Source organism: Bifidobacterium sp. UTCIF-39, assembly GCF_006408715.1.
Classification (GTDB): domain Bacteria; phylum Actinomycetota; class Actinomycetes; order Actinomycetales; family Bifidobacteriaceae; genus Galliscardovia; species Galliscardovia tissieri.
Map to the genome: position 1 here is coordinate 195,624 of NZ_JEOG01000002.1, position 15,818 is coordinate 211,441.

14 protein-coding genes are annotated in these 15,818 nt (G+C 61.6%); 7 read left to right on the plus strand and 7 right to left on the minus strand.

Going from position 1 to position 15,818, the window contains the following annotated elements:
- Nucleotides 1-5 precede the first annotated feature (5 nt).
- The 4 genes from EP30_RS01805 to EP30_RS01820 all read right to left on the minus strand — a co-directional run bounded on the left by EP30_RS01805 (nucleotide 6) and on the right by EP30_RS01820 (nucleotide 5,927).
- A complete protein-coding gene (locus EP30_RS01805) occupies nucleotides 6-434 on the minus strand; it encodes an arsenate reductase family protein (protein WP_308810398.1) in 429 nt (142 codons plus the stop codon).
- Between the two features lie 135 nt (nucleotides 435-569).
- A complete protein-coding gene (gene gap / locus EP30_RS01810; RefSeq protein WP_094665522.1) occupies nucleotides 570-1,628 on the minus strand; it encodes a type I glyceraldehyde-3-phosphate dehydrogenase in 1,059 nt (352 codons plus the stop codon).
- 211 nt (nucleotides 1,629-1,839) lie between these two features.
- Entirely contained in the window at nucleotides 1,840-4,386 is a 2,547-nt protein-coding gene (locus EP30_RS01815) for a bifunctional lysylphosphatidylglycerol flippase/synthetase MprF (protein WP_140555718.1), read from the minus strand.
- A gap of 74 nt (nucleotides 4,387-4,460) precedes the next feature.
- Nucleotides 4,461-5,927 carry an esterase family protein gene (locus EP30_RS01820; RefSeq protein WP_140555601.1) on the minus strand — a complete coding sequence of 489 codons (1,467 nt, stop codon included), beginning with the start codon at nucleotides 5,925-5,927 and terminating at the stop codon, nucleotides 4,461-4,463.
- Nucleotides 5,928-6,155: 228 nt separating this feature from the next.
- On the opposite strand from EP30_RS01820, the gene ybaK reads away from it, so the two are divergent.
- Nucleotides 6,156-6,662, plus strand: coding sequence for a Cys-tRNA(Pro) deacylase (gene ybaK, locus EP30_RS01825; protein WP_094665518.1), 507 nt, complete (start codon nucleotides 6,156-6,158; stop codon nucleotides 6,660-6,662).
- A 16-nt stretch (nucleotides 6,663-6,678) separates the two neighbouring features.
- Here the strand turns inward: ybaK and EP30_RS01830 are convergent, their stop codons facing one another.
- Nucleotides 6,679-7,668, minus strand: a complete 990-nt coding sequence (locus EP30_RS01830) for a 4-hydroxy-3-methylbut-2-enyl diphosphate reductase (RefSeq protein ID WP_140555603.1) — start codon at nucleotides 7,666-7,668, stop codon at nucleotides 6,679-6,681.
- A gap of 190 nt (nucleotides 7,669-7,858) precedes the next feature.
- Between EP30_RS01830 and EP30_RS01835 the strand changes: the two genes are divergently transcribed.
- Both EP30_RS01835 and EP30_RS11295 read left to right on the plus strand, forming a co-directional pair.
- Nucleotides 7,859-8,809 carry an aldose 1-epimerase family protein gene (locus tag EP30_RS01835; RefSeq protein ID WP_140555605.1) on the plus strand — a complete coding sequence of 317 codons (951 nt, stop codon included), beginning with the start codon at nucleotides 7,859-7,861 and terminating at the stop codon, nucleotides 8,807-8,809.
- Between the two features lie 173 nt (nucleotides 8,810-8,982).
- The gene (locus EP30_RS11295; protein ID WP_369299097.1) at nucleotides 8,983-9,057 is read left to right on the plus strand and encodes a 50S ribosomal protein bL37; all 75 of its coding nucleotides are present in this window, start codon (nucleotides 8,983-8,985) and stop codon (nucleotides 9,055-9,057) included.
- Between the two features lie 182 nt (nucleotides 9,058-9,239).
- On the opposite strand, the gene EP30_RS01840 is transcribed toward EP30_RS11295, so the two are convergent.
- Nucleotides 9,240-9,530 carry a hypothetical protein gene (locus EP30_RS01840; RefSeq protein WP_140555607.1) on the minus strand — a complete coding sequence of 97 codons (291 nt, stop codon included), beginning with the start codon at nucleotides 9,528-9,530 and terminating at the stop codon, nucleotides 9,240-9,242.
- Nucleotides 9,527-10,198, minus strand: coding sequence for a sigma-70 family RNA polymerase sigma factor (locus EP30_RS01845; protein WP_258185313.1), 672 nt, complete (start codon nucleotides 10,196-10,198; stop codon nucleotides 9,527-9,529). Before EP30_RS01845 ends, EP30_RS01840 begins: the two co-directional genes overlap by 4 nt.
- Before the next feature lie 143 nt (nucleotides 10,199-10,341).
- Between EP30_RS01845 and EP30_RS01850 the strand changes: the two genes are divergently transcribed.
- From EP30_RS01850 to EP30_RS01865, 4 genes are all read left to right on the plus strand, one after another.
- Nucleotides 10,342-11,088 carry an exonuclease domain-containing protein gene (locus EP30_RS01850; protein ID WP_140555611.1) on the plus strand — a complete coding sequence of 249 codons (747 nt, stop codon included), beginning with the start codon at nucleotides 10,342-10,344 and terminating at the stop codon, nucleotides 11,086-11,088.
- 178 nt (nucleotides 11,089-11,266) lie between these two features.
- The gene (locus EP30_RS01855; protein ID WP_140555614.1) at nucleotides 11,267-12,733 is read left to right on the plus strand and encodes a UDP-N-acetylmuramoyl-L-alanyl-D-glutamate--2,6-diaminopimelate ligase; all 1,467 of its coding nucleotides are present in this window, start codon (nucleotides 11,267-11,269) and stop codon (nucleotides 12,731-12,733) included.
- 95 nt (nucleotides 12,734-12,828) lie between these two features.
- Nucleotides 12,829-14,400 (plus strand): UDP-N-acetylmuramyl-tripeptide synthetase, encoded by a 1,572-nt coding sequence (gene murE, locus EP30_RS01860; protein WP_140555616.1) that lies wholly within the window; start codon nucleotides 12,829-12,831, stop codon nucleotides 14,398-14,400.
- Nucleotides 14,401-14,416: 16 nt separating this feature from the next.
- Nucleotides 14,417-15,655 (plus strand): carboxylate--amine ligase, encoded by a 1,239-nt coding sequence (locus EP30_RS01865; RefSeq protein ID WP_140555619.1) that lies wholly within the window; start codon nucleotides 14,417-14,419, stop codon nucleotides 15,653-15,655.
- Nucleotides 15,656-15,818: the final 163 nt, after the last annotated feature.

A 15,818-nucleotide genomic window follows, 5' to 3' on the forward strand; every position in this document is an offset into this window, starting at 1 on the left:
TGAGCTCACACTAGCAGAGCGGATTCCCATTCGGGCTGGCGAAAGCCGACAAGAACGGCTGCGGGAGCATCGACATCATCCCCGATGATGAGCAGTGGGCGCTTGACGAGCATGCCATCGGTGGCGAGCAGGGCAATGGCGTCGGCATCGCTCATGGACGGCAGTTTGTCCTTCAGTCCCATGGACCGGTACAGCTGTCCGGAGGTGTTGAAGAATCGTCGGATAGGCAGACCACTGATCGCATGCCACCGGGTCAGTTCCTCGACCGTGGGATTGTCGGTGCGGATGTCTCGTTCGACGTAGGTGATGCCATGATCGTTCATCCACGTACGGGCCTTTGCACAGGTGGAACAACGGGGATGGCAAAGAAACAGCGGCTGGGACATGACGGGGGTCCTTCCGAAAACAGACGTCGGCATCAGCCAACGTCGCATCAATGAACGTCACGCACACACGTTCGTGAAGCGCTCGTGACGACATGGGAGACAATATGAGAAAGGCCCCGCCACCGGCTGCCCGGCGGTGAGGCCTTGTTGGACTAATCAGTACTGATCAGCGTCTCGCTATACTCACTCGGAGATCTCAGCGAAGTACAGCAGGGTACGGATCATGTTGGAGGTGAAGCCGTACTCGTTGTCGTAGAAGGTGACCGTACGAGCCAGGGTCACGCCGTCAACGGTGTTGACGTCGGTCTGGGTCGGGTCGAACACACCACCGTGGGTGTCGCCGATGATGTCGGAGGACACGATGCCCTCATCGTTGTAGCCGAAGTACTCGGTGTTGGAGAAGGCCTCCTTGAAGGCGGCGTTGATCTCGTCGGCGGTGGCCGGCTTCTCCAGCACGGAGGTCAGCTCGGTGACGGATCCATCCGGAACCTGGATGCGCTGGGCGTGGCCCTGCAGCTTGCCGTTGACCTCGGGCACAACCTTGCCGATGGCCTTGGCGGCACCGGTGGAGTGGGCGATGGTGTTGATGCCGGCGGCGCGCAGGTTGCGGCCGGTCTTGGTGCCGCGCGGGCCGTCGAGGATCATCTGGGTGCCGGTGTAGGCGTGGATGGTGGTCATGAAGCCGGCCTTGATGCCGAACTTGTCGTTCAGCAGCTTGACCATGGCAGCCATGGAGTTGGTGGTGCAGGAACCGGCGGACACGATGACGTCGGTCGGCTTGAGGATCTCGTGGTTCACACCGAAGACGATGGTCGGGGTGGTGTCGTCCTTGGCCGGAGCGGAGATGAGGACCTTCTTGGCACCAGCGTTGATGTGGGCCTGGGACTTCTCAGCGGAGGTGTAGAAGCCGGTGCACTCGAGCACGTACTCGACACCGTCGTTCTTGACCCACGGGATGTTGTTAGCATCCTTCTCGGCGTACACGGTGTATTCCTTGCCATCCACCACGATGGAGGTGTCGGTGGAGGTGACCTCGACCGGCGTGCCATCGTCGTGACGGAAGGTGCCGTGGGTGCTGTCGTACTTCAGCAGGTAGGCCAGCGTGGCGGGAGTGGTCAGATCGTTGATGGCGGCGACTTCAATATCGCCAGCCTGACCACCGCGAGCCTGCAGCTCGAAGATGCGGCGGAAAGCGAGACGACCGATGCGGCCGAAGCCGTTGATACCAATCTTAACTGTCATTTATTTATCTCCTGAATGGAAGTGGAGGGGCGCATGAGACGAACGCCCGTGTGAGCGTTCGCACACCTCTGCCAGCTGTTGCCAACGCTCCCCATACTACTTGGTTATCTGTACTTTTCGGGGGTTTTCGGTGAAAGTTTGTTCATTTGTCGCTGAAGTGTCGCCTAGCGTCCAGAACATGACCCGGCCGCGCCTCGCAGATGGCACGGAATCAATCGCGCAACGCCTTGACGAACCGCACCACATCGGCCGGTTTCATGTCCGGCAGGTAGCTCTGCACCACGGCGAGCGCGATCTGCGCAAGCTTGGCGGAATCGGGATAGCAGATGTACACGCCCTGCTCCTGCGGCTGGAATTTCTTCTTGAAGCGGAACAACGAATGAAATCCGTACACGGGTTCGATGATGTCGGCCACGGCCATGAGCACATGCTGCAGGAACTCGGTTCCGCTACCCTGCCCCTCGAATTCCATCACGCTGATGCCGGCGAGCGGCGCAGCGGACAGGCTCATGAATTCGGCTCCCTCCTCCTTGAGCCGTTCCGCCATACGGGCGATCAGGAACTCCATGACGCCGTTGGCGCTGTCGGGACGATGGCGCATGAAGTCCAGCGTCCAGCCGACGATCCGCCCCTCGCGCCACGTCGGCAGCCAGCTGGTCACGGCCTGCACGGTGCCGTCGGCGTCCACGGCGCACAGCAGCCGCACGCGCGGGTCAAGCAACTCCTCCACGCCGCCGAGCGTGAATTTCATCTCCGGCAATGATTTCTCCTCCGCCCACTGCTCGGAGATGTCCATAATCTGCGCCTGCATGCTCAGCGGCGCCTGTTCGAATGTGGTGAGTACGTCGGTGACACCGTCGCGTTTGGCCTTGTTGATGGCGGTGCGCACATCCTGCCATTTCTTGCCGCGGGTCTGCCATTGCGCAGGCAGTACGACCATCTCGGTGCCGATGTCCAGCGACTGCCAGCCGAGCGAGGCGAGCAGATCACGTTGGCCGGCGTGCACGCTGTAGAACACCGGCGTCCATGATTGTTCGGCGCAGTAGTCGATGAAATCCTTGAAGTCCCGCTCCCATTCGGCGCTGTCGCCGAACGGGCCGGTGACGGTCAATGCGATGCCATGCTCCACACGATAGGCGATCACCGATCTTCCTGAGGACGAGAACCAGTAGCGGTTGCCGTCCCAAGTGCCCATGAACGACATGGATTCGCCGTCGATCTCCACCAGCTGCGACGCCTTGGCCTGCGCCTCATGACCTTCCAGTGCGGCATCGGTGAAGCACCAGAGCGCCGCCGCCAACGCAACCGCCCAGAACACTGGACCGATACCCTGATAGACCGCCGATGCGGCGGTACCGTTCTTGGGCAGGAAGTCGGGCGTGATCTCGTTGAGGAAGCCGATCGGCAGGAATCGTCTGGGCAGATCCTCGAGCAGCAGGACGAATGTCGGGCGCTCGGTGAACTCCCCCGGTCTGGACATGCCGACGAACAGGTAGACCGCCGACAGCACCAGGAACGAGCCCGCGGACGCCGCCAGTCCCGCCGCCAGACGACGCAGGTCGGTCGGCAGTCGGAAGCATCGCATGGACATGGCAACAACGAGCGCGAAGATGATGGGCAGCGCCGCGGTGAACAGCGCGGACCGCCACGCACCGTGCACGATCAGCGCGCGCATGCCATCGGGCGATTGGGCAAGCGGAAACACGAAGTAGTAGATCAGAGCGAGTTCCGCAGTGCCGATGTTGGCGATGATGCTCGTCCACGCCGCCAGTCGGCGCCCCTTGAACAGACCCCACGACACGACCAGCATGAATGCACACGGCAGCAGTGACACGAGGATGCCGCCCGGCATGGAAAGTCGCTGCAGTCGATACTGCATGAAGCAGTCCATGGAACCCACGCCGTTGAGGCACTGCTCCAGACGGGTGTTGTCCAATGAATTCGGGCCGAGCAGCAGTCCGAGCGTGGACAGTGGTCCGTGATGGATCGGCGAGGACATGGCGACCAGCGGACCAAGCGCGAACACGGCCGAGACAATGCCCAGCATGCGTCTGGTCTCCAGCACCGTACCGTGGTTCCACTGGATACGCTCATCGTCACGCTGCGCCATGAGATAGCCAAGCAGATGCCCGAACAGCGCGGCCGCGAGAATGCAATAGTCGCCGGGCTCGCCTCGGTACAGCACAAGCGTGGCCACAATCGCGTAGCCGATCACGCGGATGCGATGCCGCCAGAGCAGTGAGGTGAACGCGCTCGCCGCCATCAGGGGACCGACAACCACCGCAAGCGGTCCGAGCACGGTGCCCGTCTGCGCCATGGTCCGCCACACCATGCTGTGTCCGTTCACCATCACGGACACGCCCATGCCCGCGGCGATGCCGCCGACGGAACAGATCAACGCGATCCACACCGTCTTGACGGCACCGAATCGGGACTCCGCAACCGATCCGGCTATCAGCAGCACGGGGATATCGAGCAGCAGCCGCAACGGATGCATGACGATCAGCAGAGCGAACGGCACCACGTAAAGCATGCCGTGCCCGAGCTTGTCGTAGCTGATGCGCGCCGACTGCGGCGGGAACGGGCTTCCGGTGACCGCCGTCCAGATGGCAAGTCCGAGATTGATCACCACCACGGCAAGCGCGAACCCCACGGCAAGCGGATTGGAACGAATCCACTGCGTCACGTCGGTGAGCAGCGGCCTGAACGAATACGATCGCCGTGTCGGCTTCGCCGGTTTCGATTTCTCCGTCTTCATCGGTTTGGATGCTTCCTGAGGCGACGGTTCCGTATGTTGCGCCTCATTGTTGGCTGTCGTCATCGTGTCGGTCATCACTCCCCTTTGTCCGGGATCGTTGCCACATCAAGCGGTCGTATATTGTTGAAATCCTCCAGTGGCCGGGCCTGACCGCCGAGTCCCAGCTGCATGCCGAGCCTGTCGACACTGGCACGCAACGCGGACTGCACGGTATGCCAGTCGTGTCCGGTCCCTTCCACCACGAAGGTGGTCGTATCCATGCCGATATCCTTGGCCACGCCCGCGACCTGCGTGATGTTCGATATGGATTCGTCGTCCAGAGCGCCAGCCGCCATGATCAGCGTCTGATCGGAATGTTTCCGTGCACGCATGATGTCGATCGGCACATGCCGGCGATAGGCGTTCTCGTCGTCGTTGAAGAACGTTTGGATCATCGAACGCTCGCTGCCATTGTGGGGACCGAGCTCGGCACCCACGGTGAACATATGTCCGTACAGGTCGGGATGCGACGGTCCGAGTTGGATCGTGCAGGTGCCGCCCTGCGAGAAGCCGCCGATGGCCCAATGGGCGGCGTCGCGCTCCGCCGGCAGCGTGTCGCGAATCCAGTTCGTGACGTCACGGGTGAGATAGGTTTCCGCGTTGCCGTACTTTCCCGAGTCGACGCAGAGTGTGTTGTGGAAGGCATTGCCCAGCTGGTCCGGCGATATGACGATCGGCGCCAGCCCGTGGTGCGAGGCGGCGTAGTCGTCGAGGATGCGCCGTAGCTGACCGGCGAGGAACGTGCGGTCGGGACTGCCCGGCTGACCGGACATCATGATGAACACCGGCAGTTTCGGCGGATCATCCACCAGAGCGGCCGGCGGCAGATAGATGACGGCGTCACGGGCCCGGAATCCGGACTGCGTCGCCGGGATGGCGACCGACGCCACCAGACCGTGCTCGGACACCACAGGGTCATGCCCTCGTTCAACGGCATTGTTCCATTCTTCGACAGTGGTGGTCGCCGGATGGATCAGGGAGGGGTCGAACGTGCGGAACGTGGACACGCCGAGCACACTACCCAATGTGGGATATTCGCCATACACGCCGTTGACGTTCACGGCGCAGGACAGCACGGCGAACGGCACCAGCACGATCGCCAGCAACCGTCGGCGAGCGCGGAACACCATGATGGCGGCGACCAGCGCGCCGATGACCGCGCATCCGGCGCCCACGACAAGGTCAACCGTGGTGCCCAGTTCCACGCCGAACACCAGAAGCCGGTCGAGCAGGAACGTGATGGCGAATCCCACCACGAATCCTATGACCGCGCCAGCCGGCATCCACGATGAGCGATGCGGGCGGATACGCGCGACGGCACCCGTGATCGGACCATGGGCCCTCTCATTCGAATCGGATGGTTCGCGGTCGTCGTCCGTCGTCCGAAACGACATGACGAACAGGATGATCACGCCGATACAGATCACCGCGAGCAACCCAATCGGCAGCCATCCCGAGTCGATATGAATACGCAGCAGATCACGAACCCACTTCGAACGCACTCCGGATCACCTCACTCGTTTCGCCTCGCCATGTCACGTATCGTCGATACGGATTTCCAACGCAGAAACGATAGACCCGACACCAAATCATGGTCATCATCCTCAGGATTGATTTGACGAATGAACACACTGGCCACACGATTCGGCATCCCGGATCACAAAAGCTCGACCGGACAGTCCGGAACGATGCCGGTCGCCCGGTTGACCGCTGAGGGTATTACTGAAGGCATGTCTAAGAAAGCGAAGAACAAGGGCAAGGGGTCCACACCCGCCACACTGCAGCTGGAGAACGCGGGCGTGGAGTTCACCCTGCATGAATACGAGCATTCCAACGACCACATGGACGATGGCTACGGCGTGGAGGCCGCCACCAAGCTCGGCTACGACCAGCATCAGGTGTACAAGACACTGCTGGCGGACACCGGCGACGAGTTGGTGACCGCTGTGGTGCCGGTGAGCGGGCACCTGGACATGAAGGCGCTGGCCACGGCCGTAGGTGCGAAGAAGGCGCAGATGGCCGACCCGAAGAAGGCCATGCGTCAGACCGGCTATGTGGTGGGTGGCATCTCCCCGCTCGGGCAGAAGACCCATCACCGTACGGTGATCGACGAGGGGGCGCTTGCCTTCGATGAGATGCTCGTCTCCGGAGGCAAGCGAGGACTGAGCATCGGCGTGGCCCCGAGGGATCTCATCGACGTGCTGGATGCCGTCACCGCGCCAATCGCCACGTGGTAGCGGCCCACAGTCTCGTTCAGCGGACGCGGCGCAGTTCGGCGGGCAGGACGAAATGCATCTTCTCCTTCGTGGTGGTCACATAGGAGACGTCCTCATACCCCATGGCCTTGAGCGCATCCACCACGCCGGAGACGAGCGCCTCAGGAACGGATGCGCCGGAGGTGACGCCCACCGACGAGGCGTGCTCGAACCATGCCGGATCAAGTTCGCTGGCGTCGTCCACCCGCCATGCCCGCCCCCTGCCGGCGAGCGCCTGCTCGGCGACCTCCATGAGGCGTACGGAATTCGATGAGTTCGCCGATCCCACCACGACCACGCAGTCGGACTTTTCGGCAACGGATTTGACGGCGGTCTGCCTGTTCTGCGTGGCGTAGCAGATGTCGGAGCTCGGCGGCTCGATGATCCAGGGGAAGCGCTGCTTGAGCGCTTCGATCACGGAACGGGTCTCATCGATCGACAGCGTGGTCTGCGACAGATACACGAGTTTCGATTCGGGGGGAAAGTCCAGTGTGCTCACATCATCGGCGTGTTCGATCAGGTGGACGTGCTCCGGCGACTCACCCACCACGCCGACGGCTTCGTCGTGCCCACGGTGTCCGATGTAGACGATCTCATAGCCGTCCTTGACGTACCGCAGCACTTCACGATGCACCTTGCTGACCAGCGGACAGGTGGCGTCCACCACGTGCATGCCGCGACGCGCGGCCTCGTGCTGCACCGCCGGGGAGACGCCATGCGCGGAGAACACGATGGGGATGCCCGCGGCCACGGCCTCGTCGGGGATCTCGTCGAGCTCCTCCACGAACACCGCTCCCTGGGCGGCGAGATCACCCACCACATGACGATTGTGCACGATCTGGCGGCGCACATAGACGGGAGGCAGTCCCTGCGGACGGGTATCCCCTCCATTCTTGGCCGCCTTGAGAATCGTCTCGACGGTCTGGATGGCGCGGTCGACTCCGGCGCAGAAGCCGCGCGGATCGGCCAGCACAATGCCCTTGCCCATGGATACAGCCTTTCCCTATCAACACAAACTGCAACCCATGGTAAGGCATCACGACGAAGAGCCCGCGTCGAGAGCAGACATCCCACATATGCGGGTACACTAATGAGAGCGGTAACATGCGGTAACATGATTGCCGCAACGACCAATCGACATGCATCCGATTCGGATGTTCACTACGGGAGTGATGGATATGGCAAGCAAGAACCTGCCGCCGCGTACCGGCCAGCAGTATTCGATTTCGTGCGGCGACTACGAGGCCGTGATCACGGAGCTGGGCTCCACGATGCGCAAGGTGACCTACAAGGGCAGGAACGTGATCGTTCCCCTCGGTCCGGATGATCCGATCACTTGCTGCCAAGGACAGCTGCTCATCCCGTTCCCCAACCGCATCAAGGACGGCAAGTACACGTTCGAAGGCAAGACCTACGAGCTGCCCATCGACGAGCATGACCGCAACAACGCCATCCACGGCTACGGCTACCGCTCCTTCTGGAATCTCGAGACGCTTACCGAATCCTCCGTCACGCAGACGTGGCGAGTGCCGAACATGAACGGATATCCGTTCGATCTGCTGGTCACCTGCACGCATGAGCTGGTCGAGGACGGCATGCACGTCACCGTGAGCGCCTACAACAACGGCGACATCAACGCACCGTGGGCCATGGCCATCCACCCGTGGCTCGACAACGGATTCAACGGCTACGGCGACGAGATCGACGGACACAACGCGCAGTGCCATCTGACCGTGCCCGCCGACACGCACGTGACCGTGGATGAGAACCTGATCCCCACCGGCACCGAATCCGTGGACGGAACCAAGTACGATCTGCGTCAGAACCCGCTGCTGGTCGACCAGCCCTTCGACGACGCCTGGACCGACCTGCATCACGACGCCGACGGCACCGTGACCGCCACGTTCACCCGTCCCGACGGTCTGACCGTCAAGGTGGGCGGCGACGAGACCATCACCTCGTTCCAGGTGTGCACCGGAACCGGATTCCCCGCGTTCATGCACCCGGCCGGCACCGCTGTGGAGCCGCAGACCGCTTATGCCAACGCCTTCAACACCGGCATCGATCTAGTCAGCATCAAGCCCGGTGAGACCTTCACCAGCAAGCTGTTCATCAGCGCAAGCCTGTGATCACCCGTTCGTGGATATCCACGAATATCCATGAACACAGTGACGGACGCATAGTGACGGGCTCCCAGATGGATGACCGGAAAATGAACCGTGGGTTGACCTCAAGTTGTATTTGTCCCACAAATATGGGATAATCCATCAGGCTTATTTCATCATCAGTAAAGGAGTCCATCATGGGCAAGCGCGGACGTCTGCGTCGTGACCGCCGTAAGAAGGCTGCAAACCACGGCAAGAGGCCGAACGCCTGATTTTTGCAGGCAGGCTTTCCAAGCGGAAGAACCCCGGAATGTCATATCGACATCCGGGGTTCTTTTTTGTAATCAGGGCTTTCCCATGTTCGAAACCCGCGCTTCGCTTTACTTCAGGTTCGCGTACACGAAGAAGCCTGTATGGTCAGGGGATAAGCCGGCGAACCGATCGCCATCCGCTTCTACCGGCCCTCATCGCGCAGACATTGACGCAGGCGCTCGATCAGGCAGTCGGGCGCGCCATCCGGACGCAGGTAGGCCCGCAGCATTTCGATCATGGCCTTCTCACGATCGTCACAGCAAGTATTGATATCGAAACACTCGCCCGGATTGTCGACGCTCGCGTCATTCCCGCCGTCGGATGGGGATGCCGATGCAGTACCGATCACCGTCTGCGTGATCGTCGTATGCCGAACACCGGCCGGATCACTCGTGACGCTGACGCTGGTATGGCGTTCGATATGACCGTTCATGAGCGCTCCTTTCCCACTGCGCGGCCATTGACGGTCGTCCGCCGATCGTCATGCGGCCGTTGTTCTCCATTATCGCCTGAATCGCGGTCTTCGGAGTTCGCAATTGGTGAAACCGTCTTCCGCGCGGATTTCGCCCTGCCCGTCTTGCCGTATCCGCGTTCGCGGGCGTAACTTTCCAATTCGCGCCTCAGCTGAGTGCGGGCGCGGTTAAGACGGCTCATCACCGTGCCGATCTTCACGCCCTGCTCATCGGCGACTTGCTGGTACGACTTGCCGTCGATGGCCGCATCGATGAACACCTGCCGGCGTTCCGGACTGAGTTTGTTCAGCGCGGCCATGATCTCCTCTGGCGCGAACGCATCCCAGTAGGTCTGTTCGGCGGACTTCAGCCCTTCGCCGCTATGCTCGGACGCGGAGTAGATATCCCAGTCGTCGTACTCCCCCGTCGAATCATTGGCGCGCTGCGGACGACGCTTCGCCTTCTGGTACTGGTTGAAGTACAGGTTGCGCTCGATGGTGGTCATCCATGCCGCGAAGTTGGTGCCGGCCTTGAACGAGTCGAAGTTCTTGAACCCACGTTCGAAGGTGTCCTGAACCAGATCCTGTGCGTCCTCGGGATTATTGGTCAGCTTCATCGCCTGACGATACAGGCCATCCACCGCCGGCATGGCCAGCGCTTCGAATTCGGCACGCCGGCCCCCGTCGGTCGCCTCGGGAATCTTGTTGTCAACCACCATTCCATTGTGCCACGGTCGACCATCCAAACCGTTGAGCTCATCCGTTGTCGTCAATCACGCCGACAATACAAGACATGACCGAATTGCTTACGGCGCTTGACACCGCGCCACATCAGACCGCTGATCAGACGCTGGCCGATTCCTGGCTGCTCGGATTCGACACCGAGACCACAGGCATCGCCCCCGGCAGGGATGCCATCTGCTCGGCGACGCTGGTGCTACGGGATCCCGCCAGAGGATACGAGGCGGATGTGGTCGGCGAATGGCTGATCAATCCTCATCAGCCGATCGCACCCGCGGCAAGTCGGGTGAACGGCTTCACCGACGCCTTCCTGCAGGAGCACGGCGGTGAGCCAACCGAACTGCTGGAGCAGATCGCGAATGTCATCGCCACGGCGCAGAACCACGGCATCCCCCTGCTCGCCTACAACGCGCCATTCGATGTGCATATGCTTGAAGGCGATCTGGCCCGTTGGGGACTGACCCCGCTGAACGACCGTCTGCACGGCGAACTGACCGTGGTGGACCCGCTGGTGATCGACCGCGAGATCTCCCATCGCAAAGGCAGGCGCACACTGACCGACACCACGTTCTACTACGGAGTGGAGCCGCATGGCGACTTCCACGACGCCACCGCCGACACCATCGCCGCGGTCGATCTGATCGCACCGATCACCCGGCTCTATCCACAGACCGGCAGGATCACCCTTGGCGAGCTCATGGACTGGCAGCGAGACGCCTACCGCCGCTGGCAGGATTCGTTCAACCAATGGCTCACGTCCAAAGGACGGGCCCCCAGCACCGACTCCTGGTTCGCCTAGGAACCGCGTGATGATCGCAGAAACTCGGATCATCACGGAATCATCATATTGTTCCCAGCGTTCTTGAACGCATGCGGAGATACACTGTCACCGGTTCCGGCGGCACGGGCATGTTCCGCGTCATCCGCCGGATGGAGGTATCATCATCCGCAACGTCCAGTCAGGAACAATGGAAACCATGACGCTCTCACTCGCATCCGCCGCCCGTCTGCTCGAACAGCAGGGGCTACTCCGGGAAATCATTCGCAACGATCACTGGTCACTCAACCCCCAGGATTTCGGTGACATCGAATTCACGTCGGTCACCTACGATTCTCGAACCGTCGACCACGGCACGCTGCTGTTCTGCAAGGGCCGGTTCAAGCCCGAATACATGGTCGCCGCCAGCAAGGCCGGTCTTGCCTGCTACGTGGCGGAAACCGACTATTCGGAGCACACCAATGCCGTCGGACTGATCGTGGACGATTCCCGCAAGGCGATGAGTCTGCTATCGGCCGAGTTCTTCGGACGCCCGCAGGACTCCCTCACCGTGGTGGGCATCACCGGCACCAAGGGCAAGACCACCACCGCCTACTTCACGAAGGCCGTACTCAACGCCTGGTCGGGAGGCAAGGCCGCCCTGTTCTCGTCGGTGGACAACTGCCTCGATGGCGAACACTACGAGGAATCCGATCTGACCACTCCGGAGTCGTTGGATGCGTTCCGCATGATGCGCACGGCCGTCGACAACGGCATGAAATACCTCGTCATGGAGGTCAGCTCCCAGGCCTACAAGGTCCACCGCGTGCACGGACTGACCTTCGACGTCGGCGCCTTCCTCAACATCAGCCCCGACCACATCAGCCCCATCGAACACCCCACCTTCGAGGACTACTTCCACTGCAAACGCCAGATCATCGCCAACAGCCGCACGCTTGTTCTCGGCGAGGGATGCGCGCATTCCGATCTGATCCGTCAGGACGCCGCACGTGCCGGCATCGCCGTGACCGAGACGGCACCGCGCGAGCAGGTGATGGAATCCCACAATCTGGCCATCGACGGCGACTTCAACTATGCGAACGCGGCCGCGGCCCTGGCGATCGCCCATGTGATCGGTGTCCCCGACGGCAATCCGTCGTTGAACGCCATGGACACCGTACGCATCGCGGGCCGTATGGAACAGTTCCATGATTCCCGCAGCAACACGGTGGCGATCGTGGACTACGCGCATAACTACGCCAGTGTGAACGCACTGCTCGACTTCGTGGACAAACGCTTCGGCGCGGATAACCCGCATATCACGCTGGTCACCGGCTCGGCCGGCAACAAGGCCTACGACCGCCGCGACGGCATCGTCAACGCCGCGCAGTCACGCATCGACCAGTTCGTGTTCACCACCGAGGACAGCGATACCGAACCGTATCTCGACATCTGTAGGCAGATGCAGGGATACGTGACGGCACCGAACGTGGAGTCGACGATCATCGTGGACCGCACCGAAGCCGTGATCTGGGCCGTGGACCGCGCACGGGAACGCGACGGACGCCTCAACGTGCTGCTGCTCATTGGCAAGGGCGACGAACGCTGGATCAAGGATCACAACCGCCATGTGGCCTATGAGGGCGACGACCGTCTGATCGCCCGCCTGTTCGGCACACAGGAGTGACCCGCACTACACGGCCGCTGTAGAATATCCGTCGTGCATGCCGATGAAGTCGTGGCGTGCACGACGGATATTTGAGAGAAGAGGACCGTATGCCCATGGAATCGAATCGTTCCGGACTGTGCCTGGCTTCGGCAGCGCAGCTGCTCGCCCAGCATGGACTGCTCCGCGAGATCATCGCTGGCGAGGTCTGGACGCTTGACGCACACGATCTACCGAACAGCGAGACGCCGTTCACCACCATCACCTACGACACCCGCGAAGTGAAGCCGGGAAGCCTGTTGTTCGTCAAGGGACGATTCGACCCAAGATTCCTCGACGGCATCGACGATCAGGGTCTCGCCTGCTATGTGGCGGAAACCGACCATGAGGATCGCGCCGCCGCTCCCGGACTGATCGTGGACGACGTGCACAAGGCGATGAGTCTGCTGTCGGCCGAGTTCTTCGGACGCCCGCAGGACTCTCTCACCGTGGTGGGCATCACCGGCACCAAGGGCAAGACCACCACCGACTACTTCACCCACGCGATTCTCAACGCATTCTCCAACGGCCATGCGGCGATGACGAGCTCGATCGCCGTCTGTCTGGACGGGAAAACCTGGGAACCGTCACATCTGACCACTCCGGAGTCGTTGGATGCGTTCCGCATGATGCGCACGGCCGTCGACAACGGCATGAAATACCTCGTCATGGAGGTCAGCTCCCAGGCCTACAAGGTCCACCGCGTGCACGGACTGACCTTCGACGTCGGCGCCTTCCTCAACATCAGCCCCGACCACATCAGCCCCATCGAACACCCCACCTTCGAGGACTACTTCCACTGCAAACGCCAGATCATCGCCAACAGCCGCGCCATGGTGATCGGCGCGGACAGCGACCATCTCGGTCTGCTGCTGCAGGCGGCCGAACAGCACGACGCGCCGACGACGACGTTCGGCATCGACGCCGCGGACGGCGGCCATGAATCGCAGACCCGCGTCGACATGATCATGACGCCCGATCCGAGCCGCAAGACCGGATTCGACATCACCTTCCACGACGATACGCAGTCGTTCGAACTGGACATGCTCGGCGAATTCAACTTCCTCAACGCCGCGGCGGCCGTGGCGATCGCACACCGCGCCGGCGTGCCGTTCGACGATCCCGCGATGCACGCGATCGAACGCGTGCAGGTCCCCGGCCGCATGGAACGGTTCGTGGGGAACGACGGACTGCACGTGTACGTGGACTTCGCGCACAACTACATGTCCACCAAGGCACTGGTCGACGAGATGCTGCGCGTGTACGGCGAGCGCCATCCGCGCATCACACTGGTGGCTGGCACGACTGGCGGCAAGGCGATCGACCGGCGTGAGGGCATCGTCAAGGGCGCGCTCGGCCGTGCGGAATCGTTCGTCTTCACGCTGGACGATCCGAACTTCGAGGATCCGCGCAAGATCTGCGAGGAGATGGCCTCGTTCGTCAGCGATGAATCGGCGGAAGTGCAGATCATCGTGGATCGGGAACAGGCGATCGTCACCGCGATCCGCGAAGCACGCGAGCACGCGGACCGATTCAACATCGTGCTGGTGATCGGCAAGGGGCATGAGACCCGCAACATCATCGATGGCAAGACCGTCTACTGGCCCGGCGACGCCACGATCGTGCGCCGCGAGCTCGGACTGAACTAAGGAGAGAACAACCACCATGGCGAAGAAATTCCAGCCGATTCTGCTGGGCAGCGACATCAACGTGTACGGCATGGCCCGTGCATTCCACGAGGAGTACGGCATCGTATCCGATGCGTACGCATACTTCCAGCTGAGCCCGACCAAATTCAGCAGGATCGTCAACGTGCACATTGTGGATGACTTCAACAATTTCGTGAAGTTCCGCGATTTCATGCTTGATCTGGGCAAGCGCATGAAGGCCGAGGATCCGGACCGTACGCTGCTGCTCATCCCCTGCGGCGACGTGTATGCGAACCTGCTCAGTCAGTGCGGCGACGATCTGCGCAAGTACTTCGTCTACAACACGCTCGATATCCGCCTGTCCCGACGTCTCGCCTACAAGAGCACGTTCTACGAGATCTGCGAGCAGTACGATCTGCCGCATCCGAAGACCCGTTCCCTGACCGCCGACGAGGTGCGCGCCGGGGAATACCGCAACCTGCCGTTCGACTACCCGGTGGCCATGAAGCCGGCGAACAGCGTGGAATGGCTGGGCATCGACTTCGAGGGCCGTCGCAAGGCCTACATCTTCAAGGACCCCGCCGAGTTGGAGACGATCATCACGCGGGCCTACGATGCCGGCTATACGTCCGAAATGGTGATCCAGGACTTCATCCCCGGTGACGACAGCCGCATGCGCGTGCTCAACGCCTACGTGGACAGGCATCACCGCGTGCGCATGATGTTCCTCGGCCATCCGCTGCTCGAGGACCCCTCCCCCGTCGCGGCGGGCAACTACGCGGCCATCATCCCCGACTACAACGAGGAGGTGTTCCGCACCATCAAGGCGTTCCTCGAGGACATCAAGTACGAGGGCGTGGCCAACTTCGACATGAAGTACGACGAGCGCGACGGCAAGTACAAGCTGTTCGAGATCAATCTGCGCCAGGGCCGATCCAGCTACTTCGTGACGCTCAACGGGTTCAATCTGGCCAAGTACTTCGTGGATGATCTGGTCGAGGATACGCCATTCGACGGCGATACTGTGTTCGGCCGCGGCTCCAAGCTGTGGCTGGAGATCCCGCGCTCCATCTTCACCGGCTACGTGGCCGAAGGCGATGACAAGCGTCGTGGCGAGGCCATGCTCAAGTCCGGCGACTGGGGCACCACGCTCGAATACTCCAAGGACATGAATCCGCTGCGCTGGCTCATGATCCGTCACATGTTCTCCATCTACAAGAAGAGCTACGCCAAGTACTTCACGGTCAAGCAGTGACGTGGCAGCGCAGCGGCCCGCATGCCGCGTGATCGTTTCGTAACGGGATCCAGCCGGTGACCGGAAGGTTGCCGGCTCGTGATCATGCCACTGCTATCATTGCTTCTCAGGCAAATTCGAATCAACGCGCGACTGCAACATCTCGAATCGTCCCGATGCCGCA

Coding starts and splice junctions, on each gene's coding strand:
- EP30_RS01805 (WP_308810398.1), bottom strand. CDS start 434: ATGCGACGTTGGCTGATGCCGACGTCTGTTTTCGGAAGGACCCCCGTC.
- gap (WP_094665522.1), bottom strand. CDS start 1,628: ATGACAGTTAAGATTGGTATCAACGGCTTCGGCCGCATCGGTCGTCTC.
- EP30_RS01815 (WP_140555718.1), bottom strand. CDS start 4,386: ATGAAGACGGAGAAATCGAAACCGGCGAAGCCGACACGGCGATCGTAT.
- ybaK (WP_094665518.1), top strand. CDS start 6,156: ATGTCTAAGAAAGCGAAGAACAAGGGCAAGGGGTCCACACCCGCCACA.
- EP30_RS01830 (WP_140555603.1), bottom strand. CDS start 7,668: ATGGGCAAGGGCATTGTGCTGGCCGATCCGCGCGGCTTCTGCGCCGGA.
- EP30_RS01835 (WP_140555605.1), top strand. CDS start 7,859: ATGGCAAGCAAGAACCTGCCGCCGCGTACCGGCCAGCAGTATTCGATT.
- EP30_RS01840 (WP_140555607.1), bottom strand. CDS start 9,530: ATGAACGGTCATATCGAACGCCATACCAGCGTCAGCGTCACGAGTGAT.
- EP30_RS01845 (WP_258185313.1), bottom strand. CDS start 10,198: ATGCCGGCGGTGGATGGCCTGTATCGTCAGGCGATGAAGCTGACCAAT.
- EP30_RS01850 (WP_140555611.1), top strand. CDS start 10,342: ATGACCGAATTGCTTACGGCGCTTGACACCGCGCCACATCAGACCGCT.
- EP30_RS01855 (WP_140555614.1), top strand. CDS start 11,267: ATGACGCTCTCACTCGCATCCGCCGCCCGTCTGCTCGAACAGCAGGGG.
- murE (WP_140555616.1), top strand. CDS start 12,829: ATGGAATCGAATCGTTCCGGACTGTGCCTGGCTTCGGCAGCGCAGCTG.
- EP30_RS01865 (WP_140555619.1), top strand. CDS start 14,417: ATGGCGAAGAAATTCCAGCCGATTCTGCTGGGCAGCGACATCAACGTG.